The organism is Hydrogenophaga sp. (assembly GCF_035481345.1).
In the GTDB taxonomy this organism is placed as follows: domain Bacteria; phylum Pseudomonadota; class Gammaproteobacteria; order Burkholderiales; family Burkholderiaceae_C; genus Hydrogenophaga.
The window spans coordinates 25,143-44,924 of record NZ_DATIGV010000185.1 but is presented as its reverse complement, the minus strand read 5'-3'; the positions used below and the strand labels follow the sequence as shown (position 1 = coordinate 44,924).

19 protein-coding genes are annotated in these 19,782 nt (G+C 73.0%); 7 read left to right on the top strand and 12 right to left on the bottom strand.

Going from position 1 to position 19,782, the window contains the following annotated elements; all coding sequences use genetic code 11:
- Nucleotides 1-23: 23 nt before the first annotated feature.
- Nucleotides 24-254 carry a hypothetical protein gene (locus VLG41_RS19885; protein ID WP_325351120.1) on the bottom strand — a complete coding sequence of 77 codons (231 nt, stop codon included), beginning with the start codon at nt 252-254 and terminating at the stop codon, nt 24-26.
- A 110-nt stretch (nt 255-364) separates the two neighbouring features.
- Between VLG41_RS19885 and VLG41_RS19880 the strand changes: the two genes are divergently transcribed.
- The 3 genes from VLG41_RS19880 to VLG41_RS19870 all read left to right on the top strand — a co-directional run bounded on the left by VLG41_RS19880 (nt 365) and on the right by VLG41_RS19870 (nt 5,765).
- Nucleotides 365-3,163, top strand: a complete 2,799-nt coding sequence (locus VLG41_RS19880; RefSeq protein ID WP_325351119.1) for an ATP-binding protein — start codon at nt 365-367, stop codon at nt 3,161-3,163.
- 129 nt (nt 3,164-3,292) lie between these two features.
- Complete coding sequence (locus VLG41_RS19875) at nt 3,293-4,207, top strand: bifunctional heptose 7-phosphate kinase/heptose 1-phosphate adenyltransferase (protein ID WP_325351118.1); 915 nt, start codon at nt 3,293-3,295, stop codon at nt 4,205-4,207.
- A 112-nt stretch (nt 4,208-4,319) separates the two neighbouring features.
- Nucleotides 4,320-5,765 (top strand): sigma-54 dependent transcriptional regulator, encoded by a 1,446-nt coding sequence (locus tag VLG41_RS19870; protein WP_325351117.1) that lies wholly within the window; start codon nt 4,320-4,322, stop codon nt 5,763-5,765.
- A gap of 16 nt (nt 5,766-5,781) precedes the next feature.
- Here the strand turns inward: VLG41_RS19870 and VLG41_RS19865 are convergent, their stop codons facing one another.
- The 5 genes from VLG41_RS19865 to VLG41_RS19845 all read right to left on the bottom strand — a co-directional run bounded on the left by VLG41_RS19865 (nt 5,782) and on the right by VLG41_RS19845 (nt 10,914).
- Nucleotides 5,782-6,762 (bottom strand): glycosyltransferase family 4 protein, encoded by a 981-nt coding sequence (locus VLG41_RS19865; RefSeq protein WP_325351116.1) that lies wholly within the window; start codon nt 6,760-6,762, stop codon nt 5,782-5,784.
- Nucleotides 6,743-7,795 (bottom strand): glycosyltransferase family 9 protein, encoded by a 1,053-nt coding sequence (locus VLG41_RS19860; RefSeq protein WP_325351115.1) that lies wholly within the window; start codon nt 7,793-7,795, stop codon nt 6,743-6,745. The genes VLG41_RS19865 and VLG41_RS19860 overlap by 20 nt, the downstream gene beginning before the upstream one ends.
- Nucleotides 7,795-8,883 carry a glycosyltransferase family 2 protein gene (locus tag VLG41_RS19855; RefSeq protein ID WP_325351114.1) on the bottom strand — a complete coding sequence of 363 codons (1,089 nt, stop codon included), beginning with the start codon at nt 8,881-8,883 and terminating at the stop codon, nt 7,795-7,797. Before VLG41_RS19855 ends, VLG41_RS19860 begins: the two co-directional genes overlap by 1 nt.
- Nucleotides 8,865-9,485, bottom strand: coding sequence for an HAD family hydrolase (locus VLG41_RS19850; RefSeq protein WP_325351113.1), 621 nt, complete (start codon nt 9,483-9,485; stop codon nt 8,865-8,867). The genes VLG41_RS19855 and VLG41_RS19850 overlap by 19 nt, the downstream gene beginning before the upstream one ends.
- Before the next feature lie 127 nt (nt 9,486-9,612).
- The gene (locus VLG41_RS19845; RefSeq protein WP_325351112.1) at nt 9,613-10,914 is read right to left on the bottom strand and encodes a glycosyltransferase; all 1,302 of its coding nucleotides are present in this window, start codon (nt 10,912-10,914) and stop codon (nt 9,613-9,615) included.
- Nucleotides 10,915-11,052: 138 nt separating this feature from the next.
- Here VLG41_RS19845 and VLG41_RS19840 point away from each other — a divergent pair, with 138 nt between their 5' ends.
- Nucleotides 11,053-11,712, top strand: a complete 660-nt coding sequence (locus tag VLG41_RS19840; protein WP_325351111.1) for a L,D-transpeptidase — start codon at nt 11,053-11,055, stop codon at nt 11,710-11,712.
- A gap of 10 nt (nt 11,713-11,722) precedes the next feature.
- Here the strand turns inward: VLG41_RS19840 and VLG41_RS19835 are convergent, their stop codons facing one another.
- Nucleotides 11,723-12,016 carry a hypothetical protein gene (locus tag VLG41_RS19835; RefSeq protein ID WP_325351110.1) on the bottom strand — a complete coding sequence of 98 codons (294 nt, stop codon included), beginning with the start codon at nt 12,014-12,016 and terminating at the stop codon, nt 11,723-11,725.
- 152 nt (nt 12,017-12,168) lie between these two features.
- On the opposite strand from VLG41_RS19835, the gene VLG41_RS19830 reads away from it, so the two are divergent.
- Entirely contained in the window at nt 12,169-12,438 is a 270-nt protein-coding gene (locus VLG41_RS19830) for a GlsB/YeaQ/YmgE family stress response membrane protein (RefSeq protein WP_325351109.1), read from the top strand.
- An 85-nt stretch (nt 12,439-12,523) separates the two neighbouring features.
- Here VLG41_RS19830 and VLG41_RS19825 read toward each other — a convergent pair whose 3' ends face one another.
- Nucleotides 12,524-12,979 carry a PA2169 family four-helix-bundle protein gene (locus VLG41_RS19825; protein WP_325351108.1) on the bottom strand — a complete coding sequence of 152 codons (456 nt, stop codon included), beginning with the start codon at nt 12,977-12,979 and terminating at the stop codon, nt 12,524-12,526.
- Nucleotides 12,980-13,082: 103 nt separating this feature from the next.
- Nucleotides 13,083-15,125, bottom strand: coding sequence for an ATP-binding protein (locus VLG41_RS19820; RefSeq protein ID WP_325351107.1), 2,043 nt, complete (start codon nt 15,123-15,125; stop codon nt 13,083-13,085).
- A 93-nt stretch (nt 15,126-15,218) separates the two neighbouring features.
- Between VLG41_RS19820 and VLG41_RS19815 the strand changes: the two genes are divergently transcribed.
- Nucleotides 15,219-15,674 carry a hypothetical protein gene (locus tag VLG41_RS19815; RefSeq protein ID WP_325351106.1) on the top strand — a complete coding sequence of 152 codons (456 nt, stop codon included), beginning with the start codon at nt 15,219-15,221 and terminating at the stop codon, nt 15,672-15,674.
- 247 nt (nt 15,675-15,921) lie between these two features.
- Nucleotides 15,922-17,379, top strand: a complete 1,458-nt coding sequence (gene rpoN, locus VLG41_RS19810; protein WP_325351105.1) for an RNA polymerase factor sigma-54 — start codon at nt 15,922-15,924, stop codon at nt 17,377-17,379.
- A 70-nt stretch (nt 17,380-17,449) separates the two neighbouring features.
- Here the strand turns inward: rpoN and VLG41_RS19805 are convergent, their stop codons facing one another.
- The 3 genes from VLG41_RS19805 to VLG41_RS19795 form a co-directional block, all read right to left on the bottom strand.
- The gene (locus VLG41_RS19805; protein ID WP_325351104.1) at nt 17,450-18,328 is read right to left on the bottom strand and encodes a hypothetical protein; all 879 of its coding nucleotides are present in this window, start codon (nt 18,326-18,328) and stop codon (nt 17,450-17,452) included.
- A 100-nt stretch (nt 18,329-18,428) separates the two neighbouring features.
- Nucleotides 18,429-18,797, bottom strand: a complete 369-nt coding sequence (locus tag VLG41_RS19800) for a hypothetical protein (protein WP_325351103.1) — start codon at nt 18,795-18,797, stop codon at nt 18,429-18,431.
- Nucleotides 18,798-18,855: 58 nt separating this feature from the next.
- Nucleotides 18,856-19,686 (bottom strand): mechanosensitive ion channel family protein, encoded by an 831-nt coding sequence (locus tag VLG41_RS19795; RefSeq protein WP_325351102.1) that lies wholly within the window; start codon nt 19,684-19,686, stop codon nt 18,856-18,858.
- Between the last annotated feature and the right edge of the window lie 96 nt (nt 19,687-19,782).

The following is a 19,782-nucleotide window of genomic DNA, read 5'->3' as shown; positions in this document are numbered from 1 at the left end:
GGGCCCGCCCGGCAGCGCCGGGCTCAGGATCTCGGGGGGCCATCCCCCTTGACGCCGCCCGGGACAGGCGGCAGGGTGTCCAGCAGGTCCACGCTGGCGCCCGGGTCTTCCTCGCCCACCGCGGAGCGGGCCGCCCAGTCGCTCTCGTCGCGCGGCGCGGCGGCCGGGGCACCTGCCCCGCGCCGCGGCCGCGCCAACAGCCCGGTCATCTTGCGCAGGGTGCGTTGCCACAGGGGTGGGGCCGAGGGTTTCATGTCGATCGCGTGCGTTCTGAGGCGTGGAGCCAGCCGCCCACCCGAACGTTCCCCGTCAGCGCGCCGGCCACGATGGCCGGCGCCCCGGTTTTCTTCTGGAAACGGACACCATGAGCCAATGGCGGTACGGTAAGGAAATGTCGACCACGCAACGTTATGCCATCGCCCTGCTGATCGCGGTGGCGGCCGGGGCGCTTCACTGGTTGCTGTGGCCATCGGTGGGGGCACTGCGCCCGTTCGTGTTCTACCTGCCGGCCGCGGCCGTGGCCGCCGCCGCGCTGGGCCCCGGGCCGGGCGTGCTGTTGCTGCTGGCCGGCGCCATCGGCACCGGCTGGCCGCTGCACGAATTCAGCGCCTGGGCCAGCCCCAGCAGCGCCGACCCGATGCGCCTGGCGTTGTACCTGATGCTGGGCACGCTGCTGATCGCCCTGGGCGCCTCGCTGCGCAACTCGCGCGCCCGCGCGGCCGCGGCGGAGGACCGGCTCAGCATGGCCATCGAAGGCACGGGCATCGGCGTGTTCGACATCGACCTCGTCGGCCACACCGTGCGCGCCTCGCCCGTGCTGGCCCGGCTGGCCGGCGCGCCCGTGACGGACGAGGCCGTGCCCCTGTCCACCTGGACGGCGCACATCCCCGCCCAGTTGCTGGCCGACAGCCGCGAGCAGATCGCTCGCCGCCTGAAACAGGGCACCACCTACTACGAACGCGAATTGAGCGTGCCCTCGACCGACGACGCCCACCCGCAGCCGCGGCAACTGCTGCTTCGCGTGCACGTCGTGTGGCGAGGCCAACGCGCGGTGCGCCTGCGCGGCGCCTGCGTGGACGTCACCGAGCGCAAGCGGATCGACGCCCAGCTCGAGGCCACGCGCGGTCAGCTCAGCCAGCAGGTCGACGACCTGAACCACCTGCACGAGTTGAGCACGCACTTGCTGGAGACGCCGCAGCTCGTGCGCCAGCTGAGCATGATCCTGGGCACCCTGGCCCATTTCCACGGCGCGCGCCGCGGCTTGGTCTCGCTGTGCGAACCCGGCACCGGCGGGCTGCGCATCGAGGCCAGCCTGGGCTTCGACGCCGCAGCCCTGGCCATGGCCGAACGCGTGGGCACCGGCCCCTGCGCCGAAGCCTGCCGCCAGCACGCGCGCGTGGTGGTGGAAGACACCCGCACCAGCGAAACCTTCCAGGCCTGCCGCGATTTCTTCGAGACCCAGGCGATCCGCGCGGTCCATGGCACACCGCTGCTCAATTCGCACGGGCAGGTGCTGGGCGCGATCACCGTGTACCTGGACGAGCCGCGCGAGCCGACCGAGCGCGAACGCCGCCTGGCCGACATCTGTGCCCGCAAGGCCGCCGTGTTCGCCGAGCGCGCCAGCACGCGCGACGAACTGCTCGTCACCCAGGGGCGCTTCGAGGCCGTGCTCGCGGCCTCCGGCGCGCCCTTCGTCATCCTGCGGCCGGTGCGCCAGGCCCATCGCATCGTCGACTTCGAGTGGGTCTACCTCAACCGCGCGGCGGCCGAAGCGCTGGGCTGCGGTGCCGACGCGGTGGTGGGCCAGCGCGTGCTGCAAAACCCCGTCTGCCGCTGGATGGGCCACCCCGCGTTCAGCTACTGCGTCACCGCCATCGAATCGGCCAGCACCTGCGAGTTCGACGCCGTCGACAACGAGGGGGCCGAGCCGCGCTGGCTGCACTGCATCGCCTCGCCCATTCCCGACGGCCTGGGCGTGTGGTTCACCGACATCTCCGAGCGCATGCGCAACGAACAGCTGCTGCGCGAGAGCGGCCGCCGCAAGGACGAGTTCCTCGCCACGCTCGCGCACGAACTGCGCAACCCGCTCGCGCCCATTCGCCAGGCCACGCTGCTGGCCATGTCGCCGCACACCAGCGACGAACAAAAGCGCTGGAGCTGCGAAGTCATCGACCGCCAGGTCTCGCACATGGCCCTGCTGCTGGACGACCTGCTCGACATCTCGCGCATCACGCGCGGCGCGCTGGCGCTGCGCCGCTCGCCCACGGACCTGAGCAGCGTGCTCACCTCGGCCCTGGAAACGGCGCACCCACTGATCGACGCCAAGGGCCACCAGTTGCTCACGGCCATCGACGAAGAGCCCATCGTGTTCGACGCCGACCCACTGCGCCTGGCGCAGGTGGTGGGCAACCTGCTCACCAACGCCGCCAAGTACACCGACCCCGGCGGCACCATCGAACTGCGGGCCGGCCGGCGCGGCGACGCCATCGTCATCGAGGTGCAGGACAACGGCATCGGCATCCCGCCCGAGTCCATGCCCGAGGCCTTCCGCATGTTCGCGCAGTTGCGCCCCATGAGCGAGCGCAACGGCGGTGGCCTGGGCATCGGCCTGGCCTTGTCCAAGGGACTGGTGGAGTTGCACGGCGGCACGCTCACGGGCAGCAGCGAAGGCACCGGCCACGGCAGTGTCTTCACCATCCGCCTGCCGGCGGCCCAGGCCTTGCTGCCGGCTCTGGCCGACGGCGACGCGCCCGTGGTGCGCGAGCGGCGGCGCCTGCGCGTGCTCATCGCCGACGACAACCGCGACGCCTCCGACACCCTGGCCGCCCTGCTGGAGGCCGACGGCCACGAGCTGCGCATGGCCTACGACGGCAACGAAGCCCTGAGCCTGTGGCGCCAGGAACGCCCCGACGTCTGCCTGCTCGACATCGGCATGCCCGGGCGCACCGGCTACCAGGTCGCGCGCGAGATCCGGCGCACGCCCGGCGGCGAGGCCACGCTGCTGGTGGCGGTGACGGGCTGGAGCCAGTTGCACGACCGCGAACTCGCGCTCGAGGCGGGCTTTGACCTGCACCTCACCAAACCCGTGAGCCCGCTGCAACTCAGCCACCTGCTCGACCACCGGGTGAAGGCGCCCGCCGCGGCCACCACCGCCACGCCGTGAAGCCGGCGATGCGCGCGCCCGGTGCGTGCGGTCCGTGGCAATCCGTGCCGCAAGGCCTGCACCGCCCCGCCACGCGGCCGGGCCCTCGGCGGCCCGGCGCGGGCACCGGGCTTGCCACAGGTCCGCACCATGTCCCCCGATCCCGTCCTCGTTGTCGGCGACAGCATGCTCGACCGATACTGGGAGGGCAGCGTCGAACGCATCTCGCCCGAGGCACCGGTGCCGGTGCTTCGGTTCGGGCGCGAGCACCAGCGCGCGGGCGGCGCGGCCAACGTGGCCCTCAACCTGGCGGCCCTCGACGGCCACGTGACGCTGGCCACCCTGATGGGCCAGGACGAGGCGGCCCAGCAACTGCGCGAACTCATCGAACACGGCGGCGTGCGCCTGCGGGCCGTGCTGTGCGCACAGGCCGCCACCACGCAGAAGATCCGCACCGTCTGCCGGCGCCAGCAACTGCTGCGCATCGACATCGAGGATGCGCCGCCACCCGATGCCACGCGTGCCCTGTGCACCCTGGCGCAGGCCCTGCTGCCGGCGCACCCCTGGGTGGTGTTCAGCGACTACGGCAAGGGCGCGCTGCGCCACTGCGACGAGCTGTTGCAGGAGGCCCGCGCGCAGGGCTGCCGCGCGCTCGTCGACCCCAAGGGCAGCGACGTGGAGCGCTACCATGGCGCCTGGCTGCTCAAGCCCAACGAGGCCGAAGCCCGCGCCCTGGCCGGTCCCTGGGCCGACGAACAGGGCTTCGCCGAGACCATGGCCGCCCTGCGCGCGCGGCTGCGGCTGCGCCACCTGCTGGTGACGCGCGGCGAGCGCGGCATGTCGCTGTTCAGCGAGGACCTGCCCCCGCGGCACATTGCCACCGAGGCGCGCGAGGTCTACGACGTCAGCGGCGCGGGCGACACCGCGCTGGCCGCGCTCGCGGCCTTCCTGGCCAGCGGCCAGCCCATCGAGGAAGCGGTGCGCCAGGCCAACCGCGCCGCGGGCCTGGCGGTGGGCAAGTTCGGCACGGCCGTCGTGTCGGCAAGCGAGTTGCGCGGGTCCTGAGACCTGCGCGCCCGCTCTCATGTACATCTCGAAACAGACAGGGCACCGCAGGGCGCCCATGATGCCCAGTCCGTTCTCGTGACAGCCACGTTCAACAGGGAATATGCATCGAATGAATCACGTGCTGATCGTCGACGACGACACCGACTCCGCCACCACCCTGCGCGAACTCGTCCGCGCCGACCGTTTTTCGGTGGCCGTGGCCCACACCTTGCGCGACGCACGCCGTCAGATCGCCCTGCAGCCGCCGGATCTGGTGCTGCTCGACCTGCAACTGCCCGATGGCAACGGCCTGGACCTGTTCTCCGACCCTCAGCTCGTCAACGACTCCGACATCGTGCTCGTCACGGGCCATGCCAGCCTGGACACCTCCATCGAAGCCATGCGCCGCGGCGCGGCCGACTACCTGGTCAAGCCCATCGCCATGAAGCAGTTGCAGCGCGTGCTCACGCGCTGCAGCGCCCGGCCGGCGAACGAGGCCGCGCCGGCGGCGCCCACGCCGCGCGACCCCACCGCCGAAGGGGGCCGCTTTGGCCTGCTGTGGGGCCAGACCCCCGCCATGCGCCGCGTCTACGAGCAGATCCACCGCGTCGCGCCAACCTCGGTCACGGTCTTCATCACCGGCGAAAGCGGCACCGGCAAGGAGGTGGTCGCGCAGACGGTGCACGCCTTCAGCCGCCGCCAGTCGGGCCCCTTCCTCGCGGTGAACTGCGGCGCCATCTCGCCCAACCTCATGGAAAGCGAGATCTTCGGCCACGAAAAGGGCAGCTTCACCGGCGCCGACCGCCAGCACCTGGGCTTCTTTGAACGCGCCTGCGGGGGCACCCTCTTCCTCGACGAGATCACCGAGATGCCGCCGGACCTGCAGGTCAAGCTGCTGCGCGTGCTCGAAACCGGGCGCTTCATGCGCGTGGGCTCCACGCAGAGCATCCAGACCGACGTGCGCATCATCGCCGCCACCAACCGCGCGCCGCACGAGGCCGTGGCCCAGGGCAAGCTGCGAGAGGACCTGCTGTACCGCCTGAACGTCTTCCCCATCGAGCTGCCGCCGCTGCGCGATCGCCTGGACGACGTGCCCCTGCTCGCGCGGCACTTCCTCGAGGACATCTCGCGCCGCGAGGGCACGGCGCGCCGCTTCGACGAATCGGCGCTGCGCCGCCTGGTGACCTACCCCTGGCCCGGCAACGTGCGCGAGCTGCGCAACGCCGTGCACCGCGCCTACGTGATGGCCGATGGCGAGTCCATCGACGCGCAGTGGCTGCCGGCGCCCGACGCCGGCGCGGTGCCGATGGCGGCACTGGAGCCGGCCCGTCCCCCCGCCCTGCCCGGACCGGCCGCGCGTGCGGCGGCACCGGCCACGCCCGTTCCCGACGGCGTGCCCGCCATCACGCTGCCCGTGGGCGTGTCGATGGCGCAGGCCGAGCGCCTGCTCATCCAGGCCACGCTGCAGCAGTGCCAGCAGCAGAAGGAGCGCACGGCCGCCGTGTTGGGCATCAGCCTGAAGACGCTCTACAACCGGCTCAAGGAATACGCGGGCGAGCCCTCGGCGCGGCATTGAGCGCACGCCCCCCGCCCTAGGCCGCCACTTCCCGCAGCACCGCCAGCCAGTCGTCCACGAAGCGCCCGATGGAGAAGCGCTCCAGCGCCGTGCGCCGCGCGGCCTGGCCCCATTGCCGGGCCAGGCCCCGGTCCTCGCTCAGCGCGCGCATCACCGGCACCAGGCGCCGCGGGTCGGTGTCGATGTAGCCGTTCTGCCCGTTGCGGATCACCGTGACGAGTTCGGTGGTGGCCAGGCCCACCACCGGCAGGCCGGCCAGCATGGCCTCGATGGCCGCCAACCCCAGACTGGTGTAGCGCACCGGGTGGCAGTAGAAGCGGTGCGCCGCCATCAGCGCCGGCAGCGCGTGCTGCGCGACCTCGCCCTGCCCGCCCACCGACTCGCTGCCCATGCCCACCAGCGTCAGCGGCACCTGCGCGGCGAACTGGCGCCACAGGTCCAGGCCGAGCCGGCGCCCGCGCCGCTCGATGTGGTTCACCACCACCAGGCCGCGCGCCAGGTGGCCCGTCCAGTCCACCTCGGCCAGCGGCCGCACACCGTGTTCCACCACGCGCACGGGCACGCGGCCGTTGTCCCACATCAGCGCGTTGAAGGGCGTCACGTGCACCAGCAGCGCGCCGGGGTCGTCGCACCAGTGCGGCGTGTCGGTGGGGTGCAACTGCGGCGGATCGTGTTCGAGCACGATGCGCGGCAGCCGCCGCTGGGCCTCGCTCAGGTAGCGCTCGCGGTCCGTCTCCCAGGCCTGGCGCGACTGGTACAGCACGACGTCGAACTCGAGCGACGCCAGGCGCTCGGCCGGCGCCTCGTGCACGTTGTCGCCCCAGGGCAGCGAGCCCGCGCGGCCCGTGCGGTGCACCGAACGCGCCTCGTCCGTCAGCAGCCAGAAGTCGTGCGGCACCTGCGTGAGGTTGTAGAGGTAGTTGCCGTGCACGTGCCAGGTGAGGATGCGCAGGCGCCGGCCCGGCGGGCGCGGGGGCTCAGGCGGCCAGAGCGGCATCGCGGGGTGCCTCCAGTCGGCCAAGCGCGGCGTGCACCACCGCCTCGGTGTCCAGCGCGAGCGCGCAGCCATGCCCCACCGGGCAATCGCGGTGCTCGCAGGGCCGGCAAGGCAGGTCGTGCCAGAGCACCTGGTGGCGCTCGTGGGCCAGCGGCGCCCAGCGGGCCACGTCGCTGCCGCAGGACACCACCACGCTGGGTGTCTCCAGGGCCGCGGCCACGTGCGACAGGCCCGTGTCGTTGCTCACCACCAGCCGGGCCGAGGCCACCAGCGCGCCCAGGGTCCAGAGGTCCGTTCGGCCCGTCAGGTCCAGCGGCGCGCAGGCCATGGCCGCGGCCACGGCCGAGCCCAGCTCGCGCTCCTCGGTGCTGCCGGTGAGCACCACCCGCAGGCCCCGGCGCGACAGGGCGTCGCCCACCTCGGCGAAGCGCTCGGCCGGCCAGCGCCGCGAGGACCAGCGCGCGCCCGGGTGCACCACGGCGTAGGCCTCGCCCGCCGGCAGCCAGGCGCGGGCGCCGAGGTGGTCCTCGGGCCGCAACGGGAAATCCATCGCCTCGCCGCGCCGCGGCAGGCCCAGGTGATCGGTGAGCGCCAGCAGGCGCTCGATCTCCTGACCCTGCGCGGGCCAGGGCAGGAAGCGTTCGGCGTCGGCGTCGGGGCACCAGGCGCCCGGGCCCGCGAAGCCCGCCAGCCGGCGCGCGCCAAAGCGCGCCACCAGCGGGTTGCTGACCGCGCCGCTGCCGTGCAACTGGATCGCCAGGTCGAAGTGGCGCGCGCTCAGGCGCCGCAGGAAGGCGTGCATGGCCTCCTGGCCGGGTGGTGCCTGCTCGGACAGGCCTGGCCAGCCCGGAAAGCACTCGAAGTCGTCCACGCTGCGCAGGCGTTGCGCCAGTTCGCGCGCCCAGGGCAGACCCACCAGCGTGATGCGCGCGTGCGGCCAGGCCGCGCGCAAGGCGCGCAGCGCGGGCGTGGCGCACAGCAGGTCCCCGAGCATGAGCGCGCGAAAGACGGCGATGCGTTTGGGCGCGGCCATCACCAGAACCAGACGCGAAAGTGCCGGGCGCCGCGCAAGCGCCAGAACACCGACAGGAAAGGGATCAGCGCCGAGGTGGCGAACATCTCGGCCACGTGTCCCGGCGCGCGCGAGCCGCCGCGCAGGCGGCGCACGGCCAGCCCGATCTGCAGGCCCAGCATGCCCAGGGCGCTGGCCACCGCCAGCGCCAGCAGGCCGTGCCAGGCGAACCCCAGCGCGGCCAGGGCCAGCGCCACGATGGCGTAGTAGTCGAAGGGCGGCCGGCGGCGCAGTTCGCCGCGGTAGCGCTGCGGGTGCTTGGCGTAGAGCAGCGCGTCGTAGAACACGTTCTTCTGCTGGCGCAGCGACACGCCCCAGCGCTCGGGCCGCACGGGGTGTTCCACCACCGCGTCGGGCGCGCGGCCGATCGGCCCGGCCAGTTCTTCCAGACGGAATTGCAGGTCGCTGTCCTCGCGCCAGGCGCGCCGGAAGCGCTCGTCGAAGCCCTGCACCACGCACAGCGCCCATTTGCAGACGAAGGCATTGGCCGTCACGAACTCCGCCGCTTCGAGGCCGCGCGTCATGCGCTCATGGTCGGTGGGCCGCGGGCCCGCGTCCTCGGGGCGCGGCACCACCACCCGTCCGGCCACGGCGGCCCAGTCGCCCGAGGCCATGGCGCGCTCGCCTTCGCGCAGCCAGTGCGGATCGGGCACGGTGTCGTCGTCGGTGAAGGCGATGAGCTGCGCGCGCGCGTGGCGCCAGCCATGGTTGCGCGCCACGGCGGGGCCGCGGCCGGCGTCGGGGCGCAGGTAGCGCAGGAAGCCCGCCGCGTGGCGACGGGCCTCGGCTTCGACCCACTCGCGCGTGCGCTCGCAGTGGCCATCGTCGACCACCAGCACCTCGAAGGCGGCGTGGCCGACGCTTTGCGCCAGCAGCGCGCGCAGGCAGCGCTGCAGCAGCGGCAGGCGCCGGTAGGTGGGCACCACCACCGACAGGCGCGGCGAGTGGCACAAGGCACCGTGCGCGCGCACCGTGCACAGGCCAGGCGCCACCGCCGCCAGGCGCGCCGTGCCCCGGTGGGGGCATTCGTTCAGCCCGCGCGCTGCCATGCCGCTGGCCTCGGAGCCCTGGTGTGGCCGGCCGAGGGGCGTTCCCGCCAGGCATCGGCCAGGATGGTCGCCGCCACCTCGCTCCAGTGCGTTCGGCGCGCGTGCGGCCGGCGTTCGGGCGCGTCGCGCCAGAGCGTCTCGCCGCCCGAGTCGTACAGGATGGTGCGGCAGCCCGCGCGCCGCCCGGCCTCCACGTCGTCCAGCGTGTCGCCCACCATCCAGGAGCGCGAGAGATCCAGGTCGAGGCGCTGCGCCGCCCGCAGCAGCAGCGTGGGCGCCGGCTTGCGGCAGTCGCAGGTGGCTTGGCCCTGCGCGTCGGGCGCGTGCGGGCAGATGTAGAAGCCACGCAGCGCCACGCCCGCTTCGTCGCGCAGTCGGCGCTCCAAGGCCTGGCGCAGGTCCAGGAACTGCGGCCAGGTGAACAGGCCGCGCCCCAGGCCGCTCTGGTTGCTGATGATCACGATCTCCAGGCCGACCGACACCAGCCGGGCCAACGCCGCCAGCGCACCGGGCTCGAAGCGCAGTTGCGCGGGATCGACGTTGTAGGGCACGTTGGTCACCAGCGTGCCGTCCTTGTCGACGAAGACGGCTGCATGGCTCACTGAGCTACCCTCCGTGCTGCGCACTGCGGGGCTGAGCGCCTTGGGAACGGCCCGGCGGCGCTCACTGGAGCTACCCTCCGTGCTGCGCACTGCGGGGCTGAGCGCCTTGGGAACGCCCCGGCGGCGCTCATGACACCACCGCCGCAAGGTCTTCGGCACCGGCCACGGGCCGGCTCACGCCGCGCGGCGCGCGCAGGGGCGCGTGCAGCCCGCGGTAGACGCTGGCCAGCTCGTGCGCCACCCGCTCCCAGGTGAAGTGGCCGCGCACGCGCGCCACGCCGGCCGCGCCGAGCGCGCGGCCCAGCGCGGGGCGCCGGTGCAGTTCGATCAGCCGCTGCGCGAGCGCTGCCGGGTCGCGCGGCGGCACCAGGAAGCCCGTGACGCCGTCGCGCACCGTGTACTGGATGCCGCCCACGGCGCTGCCGATCACCGGCGTGCCACAGGCCATGGCCTCCAGCGGCGTGATGCCGAAGGGCTCGTACCAGGGCGTGGTGACGAACACGTCGGCGGCCACATACCAGTCGCGCAAGGCCTCGCGGCCGTGGCGGCCCGCGAACTGCACGCGCGCGCCCACGCCGCACTCGGCGGCCAGGCGGCGCAGGCGGCCGATCTCGGGCGTGAGGACTTCACTCGGCGCGTCGGCGTCGCCGCCCACCACCACCAGCCGCGCAGGCCACTCGGGTGGCAGCAGGGCCATGGCGCGCACCACGTTGTCCACGCCCTTGCGCGGCACCAGCCGCCCCAGTTGCAGCACGATGAACTCGTCCTCGGGCAGGCCCAGGCGCGCGCGCGCGGCGCGCCGGTCGCCAGGCCGGAACAGATCGAGGTCCACGCCACAGGGCACGAGCGCGATGCGACGCGCCTCGGCGCCATACGCCTCGATCAGGTCGCGCCGCTCCTGCGGGCATTCGGCCACCACGCGATCGGAGAAGCGCACCAGATCGCGCTCGATCGCAATGCGCGACTCGGGGAAAGCGTCGGCCGACCCCTGGTGCGCGCGCCGCACCAGGCCCAGGGCGTGGAAGGTCGTCACCAGCGGTGTGTGCAAGGGGCGGCGCAGGCTCAGCCCCACCAGGCCCGACATGAAGAAGTTGGCGTGGATCGCGTCGAACGGCGACGCCCCCCGCAGGCGCTGGCGCGCGGCGAGCGTGAACGCCGGCATGTAGGGCAGCAGGGCCTCCTTGGGCACGGGGCGCGGTGGCCCCGCCGTGAGGTGGTGCACGCGCAGGCGCGGCACAGGCTCCACCACGGCGGGCAAGGCGGTGTCGTCGCGGCGCGTGAGCACGTCCACCGTGTGCCCGGCGCGCACGAGTTCGCGCGCGACGCTGTCGACGTAGACGTTCTGTCCACCAGCGTCCACGCCGCCGGACAAGGCCAAGGGCGAGGCGTGCTCGCTGATCATCAATACCCTGAGCGGTGTTTGGTTCATTGCATGGCTCCTGCTGAATGGCGCAGCCGCATGGCAAACCGCATGCCGAAGCGGTTCGCCGCGGCGGCTGGCGGACCCGCACGGCACGGGCCTTGCCAAGGCGCTCTCCCGAGGGACAATGCCTTCTGCGGAGCCACCATGAGCTTTTCATCTGCCATTCATCGAACCGCCATCGCAGTCGCCCTGGGCCTGAGCGCCCTGAGCGCCAGCGCCACGACCGCCGCACCGGCGCTGAGCGCGCCCGCGCAAGACCTGCTGCACTGGATCTCGATGGGCGCGGACAACCAGGGCCTGCCCTTCGTCATCCTCGACAAGCGCGCGGCCCGCCTGTGGGTGTTCGATGGCCGGCACCGCCTGATGGCCGACACCGCCGTGCTGCTCGGCGCCGCCGAGGGCGACACCTCCGCGCCCGACATCGGCACGCGCCCGCTCTCGCGCATCGCGTCGCACGAACGCACCACGCCCGCGGGCCGCTTCCCGCTGGAGCCCGGCGAAAACCTCAAGGGCGAGGACATCCTCTGGATCGACTACGACGCCGCCGTGTCCATGCACCGCGTGCGCAGCGCGCACGCCGGTGAACGGCGGCTCGAGCGGCTGGCCACGCCGACGGCCGCCGACAACCGCATCTCGTATGGCTGCGTGAACGTGCCCGCCACCTTCTACGACCGCGAGCTGCACCCGCGCTTCGCCCGTGGCCGGGGCCTGGCCTATGTGCTGCCCGAGCGGCTCAGCCTGAGCGAGGCCTTCCCCCGCTTCAAGCCCTCGCAGGGGGAAGCGGCCCCGCCTCCCCCGCGCTGAGGCGCGGTCTTCAGCCGCGGTCGGCGCGCGCCGCGCGCTGGCCCTGGTTCATGTCGGTGGTGCTGCCCGGCGTGGTGCCGGTGCCCCCCTGGGTGGCGGTGGAAGGTGATTGCGTGGTGCCCGGCGAGCCGGTCGATCCCGGTGGCGTGGCGGGTGCGGGGGTGCCCGGTGGCGTGGTTTGCTGAGCCGGCGGCATCGGGGCGCCGGTCCCGCCGGACGGCGGGGTTTGTGCCATCACCAGGCCAGTGGCCATCAGTGCGGTGGCTGCCATGAGGGTGTGGGTACGGGAAAGTCGCTTGTTCATGTCTGACTCCTTTGTGGTGTTGAGGGAAGGCTTGACCCTTCGGCCCGAGAACTTCCCGCCCATGGCAGGCAAGGCATGTACCCGGGCCGCGCGCTCCACAGGGGCATGCGGATTGCCGTGGACACATCCCCATCAACCCCCGGAGAACCTTCATGAACTTCATCGTCTGGCTTGTCGTCGGCGGCGTGCTGGGCTGGATCGCCAGCCTGCTCATGCGCACCGACGCGCAGCAGGGTGTGCTGCTCAACATCGTGGTCGGCATCGTGGGCGCGGTGCTCGCGGGCTGGTTCATCTCGCCGCTGCTGGGCGTGCCCACGATCAATGAAGGCGTCTTCAGCCTCGCCTCTTTGCTGGTCTCGCTGGTGGGGGCCGTGATCCTGCTGGCCATCGTCAACCTGGTGCGCCGCGGCACCGCGCGATGAGCGCGCGAACAGGCGCCCAGGCGCCTGTTCGGCCCGGCCGGCCGCAGGCACCGGCGCCTGTGCGGCGCCGGTGCGGCCAGCCGGTTTATTCCGCCGTGGCGCGGGCCTGGTCGCGCAGCGCCCTCACCTGCGCGTGGTTGCGCTTGGCGCCTTCGTACTGGCGCTCCACCACCACGCGCACGTCCGGCGGCAGGTCCTTGGACAGCGCGTCGCGGTAGCGCTCGATGGCGACGTCCTCGCCGCGCTCGGCCTCTTCGAGCATGGCGACGTCGCTGTAGCCGGCGAGCGTGCCCTTGACCGCGACCCAGCCGCGGTGCGCGGCACCGGCCACGGAGCCGTGTTCCTGCGCGTTGCCGCCCAGTTGCAGCACCAGCGCCTGCAGCTCGGAGGCCGCCTGGCGGCACTCCTCGGCGCGCGCCAGGAACAGGCGCTGCAGCTCGGCGGTGTGCAGGTGCTCGCCCGTGCTGCGGAAGCCGAACTCGCCGTCCTTGCAGGTTTCGATCAGGTCGTTCAGGCAATTGATCAGGGATTTCTGGTCCATGTTGATGTGTCCTCGGTTGGGTTGAACAAGGTCACGCGCGCAGGCGCGGTGCGCGACCCATCCACCGGGCACGTGGCGTGCCCGCCCCGGCGCGGCATCGGCCCTAGCCGCCGGCCGGCGCCTGCCGCCGCAGTGCCGCCAACAACACCTCCGGCGTGCAGGGCTTGCGCAGCACGGGGAAGCTGTCCAGCGCCCCGGCGAGCGCCTCGCCATGCGCGCTGATCAGCACCACGTGCACCCCGGGCCAGCGCCGGCGCACGGTGCGCGCGAGCTCCACACCGTCGATCCCGCCGGGCATGGCCACGTCGGTCAACAGCACGTCCACCGCGGGGCCATGCTCCAGCCGCGCCAGGGCCTGCGCGGCGTGCCCGGCGCGCTCCACGCGCGCGCCCATGCTTTCGATCAGCGCCGCCGTCACGTCGCCGAGGGCGTCGTTGTCCTCGGCCAGCAGCACGCGCGCGCGCAGGGGCGTCGCCCCCGCGCCGGCCGGCGCCCGGGCCTCGCGCGCCTCGGCTTGCACCACCGGCAACACCAGCGAGACCGTCGTGCCCCGCCCCGGCTGGCTCTGCAGCAGGGCCTTGCCGCCGGCCTGCGCACACAGGCCGTGCACCTGACTCAGGCCGAAGCCGGCGCCCGGGTTGGGGTCCTTGGTGGTGAAGAAGGGCTCGAACACGCGCTGGCCCTGGGCGGCGTCCATGCCGGCGCCGTTGTCGCTCAGGGTGATGCTCAGGTAGTCGCCGTCGGGCAGACCCACCGCCTCCGCGGCGCTGGCGCGCCCGGCGCCGATGCGCACGCGCCCGCCATCGGGCAGCGCGTCGCGCGCGTTCAGCGCCAGATTGATGAGCGCGAGCTCCAACTCGTCCGGGTCGACGTGGACGTGAAGCCCCTCGTCGCGCACGTCGATGCGCAGATCGACGCGCCGGCCCAGCACCACGCCCAGCGTCTCGCGCCGCTCGGGCAGCCATTCGCTGAGCGCGATCGTGCGCGGCCGCGCCGGCTGGCGCCCGCCGAAGCGCAGCAGTTGCTGTGTGAGCCGGCTCGCGGCCTCCACCGCGCGCAGCGTGGCGGCCACCGGCATGGCCAGCGCGGGCTGCGTGGCCTCGCGCTGGATCAGGTGGGCGCTGTTGCTGATCACGCCCAGCAGGTTGTTGAACTCGTGCGCCACGCGCCCGGTGAGCCGCCCCAGCGCTTCCACGCGCTCGCGGCTGGCGGCCCACTGCTCGGCCTGTCGGGTGCGCTCCACCGCCTCGGCCACCTGGCGACGCAACTCGCCGCGCGCCACCCTCCAGGCGCCGGCCACCGCCAGGGCCAGCAGCGCCAGCGCGGCCAGCAGCAGCCCGCCAGGGCCGCTGAAGAAGCCCGGGGCCCATGGCGCGCGCGGCACGGTGGTGAGGGCCGTCCAGCCCTGGGACGCGCGGCTGAAGTACACGCGCAGCGGCTCACCGTCCCGCGCGCGCAGCGCGAAGCGGCCCTCGCCGCGGCCCGCCAGGCTCTCGCGGATGAGCGCGTCCAGCGAGCCAGCCGACGCCGCGCTGGCCGCTGCCGGGCGGCGCGCCACCACCTGGCCGCGCGAATCGAGCAGCAGCACGCCCCAGCCCGCCTGCAGGGGGCGCCGGTCCAGCAGCCGATGCAGCTCGGCCAGGGGGATCACCACGTGCAGGTTCATCGCCACGCCTTGGCCCTGGCGGAACACCGGCTGCACCACGGCCACGCCGCCACTGGCGCCGAGTGCGCGCACCCCCGGCGCGCCGGCCAGCACCCGCGTGCCCGACGCGTGGCGGCTCGGCGGCGCGCTCGCGGGCAAGCGGGTGTCGATCCAGAGCACCGCCTCGCTGAACAACTCCACCGACACCGGTGAGCCTTCGATGGCGCGGCGCGCGCCCCGGTCGAAGGCGGCGCGCTGCTGTTCGCTCAGGCGCGGCGCCTGGTCCAGCAGCGGTGAGGCCGCCAGGGTGCGGGCGATGGCGTGGTACTTGGTGAACTCGCGATCGATCGCCAGCGTCAGGGTGCGCGTGTCCTCTGCCGCCTGGCGGTCCAGCGCGATCTGGCCTGACTGCGCGGAACGGAAAACGACCCAGGCCGCCGCCCCGAGCACGGGCAGCAGCGCAGCAAGGACCAACAGAATCAGGCGGACACGCAGGGCCATTGGCGGAACACGAAAGCTCTTGCTCTTGTGATAGCCGACGGCAAACGGCGCGCCCACGCCCGCACGCGGGCCCGCCGTTTGCCCGCGCTGGTCATGGACGCGACCACCACCCCGGCCCCCTTGCTGCCACTGGAACAGGAATTCGACAAGCTCGTGCGCCTGTTCACCGAATACGAACGGCTCGCGGCCGACGGCACCGGCCCCACCGACCTCGGCGCGCGCCTGGGGCGCATCGGCGGCCGTGTGCAGGCCCTCGCGCAGTTCGAGCAAGAGCGTGTGCTGCCGCGCCTGCCAGAGCCCGCCTTGCGCGACGAGACGCAATCGCAGATCGCCGACCTGCAGGCGCGCGTGGAGCACGTGGCCGCGCGCGCGACGGACAACGCCCACACGCAACGCGAGGTGCGCGCGCTGGCGCAGGCCCTGCGCACGCACGCGCACTGGCAGCAGCGCCACGTGTGGCCGCGCCTGCCCGAAGACGACTTGCCGCCACTGGCGGCCGAGCTGGCCCAGTGGCGCGCGGAGTGGCTGCAGGACGAAGCGCCCGACTGAGCCGCTGCGAGCCGAAGTGAAGGGGTCGCGGCAGCATTTGCGGCAATTCGCGCGCCCGGTGCGGCAGATTCTTCCCATCACCCCGCGTGCGCGGACTGGAGGTGATCGGCCGCACCGCCCGCAGGGCCAATAACGGCGCGGGCTGCGGGCCGATCGACCGCCTGTCGGGCACCACCGGCACGGGCTTTGCAGAGATCCCGCTCCGGGCGCCGATGGGCGGCGCCTCCACACCACCAGAGGAGTTTTCATGGGACTGGCGCTGCGCAACGATCTCAGACCATCGCAAACACAGGCACAGACGCTGTCACCGCGCCTGCAGCGCGCGGTGCAACTGCTGCAGATGTCCTCGCTGGACTTCGCGGCCCTGGTGCGCCAGAAGCTGGGCGACAACCCCTTCCTGGAAGGCGAAGACGAGGCCGAGGGCGGGCCGCGATTGAACGACGCCGATGGCGCGGTGGACGGCGCGGACCCCGAGGGGCGCGCCGACGCGATGGGCGAGCCCTGGGACAGCGTGCGCCGCGATGGCGGCGACGACCGCGACATGTGGATGCAGGACGGCGCGGCCGGCCGCCGCGCCGCCACCGAGGGCGAGCTCTCGGCCATGGAGCTCACCGCCAGCGAGACCACGCTGGCCATGCACCTGCACGGCCAGCTCAACGTGATGGCGCTGTCGCCGCGCGACCTGGCCCTGGCGCGCGCGGTGGTCGATTCATTGGACGAGGACGGCTACCTGCGCACACCGCTGCAGGAGATCGCCGACCTGGTGCCCTGCACGCCGCCCGCCGCCGAGGCGGACATGCTGATCGCCCTGCGGCTGGTGCAGTCGCTGGAGCCCGCCGGCGTGGCCGCGCGCGGCGTGGGCGAATGCCTGCTGCTGCAGGTGCGGCAGATGGAAGACGGCCCCTGCCGCGAGTTGGCCGAGCGCATCGTGTGTGAACACCTGGACGCGCTGGCCGCGCGCGATGTGCCGGGCCTGGCCGCCGCGCTGCGCGAGCCGGTGCGCCGCGTGGAGGCCGTGGTCGACCGCATCCGCCACCTGGACCCACGGCCCGGCTGGCGCGTCGGCGATTCGCGCGTCGACTACATCGTGCCGGACGTGATCGTGCGCCGCCAGCGCGGCCAGTGGACGGTGCAGCTCAACCCCGCCGTGGTGCCGCGCGTGCGCCTGAACCAGGTCTACGCCGAGCTGTTCCAGCGCCACCGCTCGCGCCAGAACGGCGCGCTGAGCGAACAACTGCAGGACGCGCGCTGGACCCTGCGCAACGTGGAGCAGCGCTTCTCCACCATCCTCGACGTGGCGCAGGCCATCGTTCGCCGCCAGCGCCACTTCCTGGAGTTCGGCCCCATGGCCATGAAGCCGCTGGTGCTGCGCGAGATCGCCGAGGAGGTGGGCGTGCACGAGTCCACCGTCTCGCGCGTGACGAACAACAAGCACATGGCCACGCCGCTGGGCGTGTTCGAGCTGAAGTACTTCTTCTCGCGGCCCATGGTCAGCGCGGCGGGCAACGCCTGCTCGGGCACGGCGATCCGCGGACTCATCGGCGACATCATCCAGGCCGAGAGTTCGTCGCGCCCGCTGTCGGACGCCGAGATCACGCGACAGCTCGCCACGCAGGGCCTGGTGGTGGCGCGGCGCACCGTCACCAAGTACCGGCAGTTGCTGCGCATCGAGCCGGTGGACAAGCGGCGCCGCCACGGCGCCTGAACCACCCACGAAAAGGCCGGCCCAAGGGCCGGCCGACAGGCGCGGCGGGTGAATCCCGCCGCGCGGGCGTTCAGCGGCTGCGCGAGCCGCTCGACCCCGACGTGCCGGAGCCCTGGTTGCTGCTGCTGCTGGCCGAGCTGTCGCTCGATGAACCGGCGGAGCGGTTCGAGGTGTCGTTGGCGCTGCTGCCGCCCGGCGAGGACTGGCGCTTGTTGCGCCATTGCGAGAACTCGTCGGAGAAGGTCTGGTAGCGCTCCTGGCGCCAGTTGTGGTAATCGTCGTCGAGCGCACGCATCTGCTCCTCGCGCCACTGCCAGTAGTCGGGATCGCTCTGGTAGCGGCGCTGTCCCTGCCCCTGTCCTTGTCCTTGCTGGCGCCAGGGGTCCTCGTCGAAGCGGCCCTGCGCACTGCCATAGCCGTAGCCGCCCTGCTCGCCGCCGTAGCCACCGTAGCCGCTCTGGCTGCCGCCAAAGCCGCCCTGACCGCCAAAGCTGCCTTGGCCGCCGTAGCCACCCTGGCCGCCGTAGCGCTGGCCATATCCGCTCTGGCCGAAGCCGCTGGGACCATAGCCGCGGCGCGTGCCGTAGGCCGCGTGCTCGCCCGGGTCCTCCATGCCTTCATGGAAGCCCGGCTCACTGCCGCGCTGGCCTTGCGACGGGCGCCAGCCGCCCTGCCCGCCGCCGTAGCGGCCTTCGTCCTGGTAGCGGCCGCCACCGGACCAGCCCTGCGACTCGTCCTGCCAGCCGCCCTGCTGGCCACCGGCCTGGCTGAACTGGCCCTGCTGGTGCCCATAACCGCCGTAGCCTCCGTAGGGATGCTCGTCGGACTGGCCCCAGCCGCCCTGCTGATAAGCCTCCTGCTGTTGCCGCGGTGAGCGGCCCTGGCCCTGGCCGCCGTACTGGCCGCCATATTGGCCGCCCTGGCGGCGGCCCCGTTCATGCTGTGCCATCTCGTGCTCCTTGATGCGATGGATCGGGTTTGCGACATGCCGGCCGTTGCTGCCGGCCTGCGCATGGGAGACGGCAAGCGCCGTTCCCATGTGCGAGGTCTCAGCGGCGCCGGCGCAGCAGTTGCTCGCGGCGCTGCGCGTCCAGGCCGGGCGTGGTGCGCAGGTCGGTGTCGACCTGTCCCTTGGCTAGGTCGCGCGCGGCCTGCTCGATCACCGGATCGGGTTGCGATGCGGTGGCGTGCAGGCTTTCGTCGCGTTCATGGGGCAGCTCCAGCGGGCCGAGCCGGCGCTTGACGTTCGCACCGGGCGCGTGCGGTGGCAGGCCCGTGTTGACGGACTCGCGCGGCGCGCTGTCGGCCTCGGGCACGGTCTCGTTCGACGGCGCGGTCTCTTTCGAGGGCGTGGTTTCGTTCGACGGGGCATTCGACCGCGCGGACGCGGGGCCTTGGGGGACGGGGGGTGCGGGCATGTCAGGCCTCCTGCAAAGTCCACTGGGGGCAAGCCGCGTGCCGGTGCCTTCGCCTCCTTCAGGCCTGCTTCACCCCGGCCTGGGCCAGCCGCCGCGCCACTGCCAGATTGAGCGCGCTCGCGAGCTGGTCGCGCGCCGTGCGCGCGGGATCGAACCACACCGCCAGCTCGAACTGCTGGGCGGCGCCGCCCAGGGCCTTCATCAGCACGGCGGGCGGCGGTTCGCTCAGCACGCCGGGCAGTTCGCCCGCGGTCTGCAGCAGCACGCGCTCGACCAGGGTCGGATCCGTGCCAGGCGCCAGGCCCGCCGCCACGCGCAGGCGCACCGGCGCGTCCAGGTAGGCCAGGTTCACCACGTTGTCCAGGATGAAGCGCTGATTGGGGATGAGGATGGCCACGTTGTCCGAGCTCACCACGGTGGTCCGCCGCGCGCTGATCTCGCGCACCTCGCCCTCGATGCCCCCCACTTCCACGCGGTCGCCCACCTTGATGGGCCGCTCGAACATGATGATCAGGCCGCTGATGAAGTTGCTGACCACGTTCTGCAGGCCGAAGCCCACGCCCACGCCCACCGCGCCCGCCACCACGCTCAGCGCGGCGAGGTTGATGCCCACGTTCTGCAGCACCATCAGCACGCCCAGCACCAGCATCAGGTAGCGCGCGGTGGACGCGACCGCGTGGCGCGTGCCGGTGTCGATGTCGAAGCGGCGCAGGCCCGCGCCCAACAGCCAGCGCCGCAGCGCACCCGCGGCCCAGAACACCAGGATCAGCAGCAGCACCAGCTTGAGCAGCAGGCCCGGCGTGATGCGCGCATCGCCCAGGCGAAACAGCACCACGTCGAGCGCCTCCAGCCCCCGGCTCACCGTCCACGCAAGGTCCGTCGCGCTCACGGGGCAACCCCCGTGCAGCGCACTGCGGTGCAAGCCCCTCGGGGCGGCCGTGCGGCGCTCATGCAGGGACGCGGCAATTGGTGTTCCGCGCGGCCC